The 207-nt window shown below is 61.8% G+C and carries 1 protein-coding gene; it reads left to right on the top strand.

Annotated elements, in window-relative coordinates; translation table 11 throughout:
• Positions 1 to 207, top strand: a 207-nt coding sequence (locus tag GKAS_RS23420; RefSeq protein ID WP_035897934.1) for a 2Fe-2S iron-sulfur cluster-binding protein, incomplete at both ends; no start/stop codon positions are given.

The following is a 207-nucleotide window of genomic DNA, read 5'->3' as shown; positions in this document are numbered from 1 at the left end:
AGGGCTATGCGCCGGAACAGATCCACCAGGAGTGCTTTAGCGCCGAGGTGGAAACCGGTGGTCAGCCGTTTGAAGTGGTGGCAGCCGCCAGCGGCATCACCGTGCAGGTAGCGGCAAACCAGACCATCGTTGAAGCACTGGCGTTAGCGGGGCTCAAGGTCTGCGTCTCCTGTAAACAGGGGATCTGCGGCAGTTGCCTGACCGACG

The organism is Kluyvera ascorbata ATCC 33433 (assembly GCF_000735365.1).
Lineage (GTDB): Bacteria > Pseudomonadota > Gammaproteobacteria > Enterobacterales > Enterobacteriaceae > Kluyvera > Kluyvera ascorbata.
This window is presented reverse-complemented; position numbering and strand designations above follow the sequence as displayed.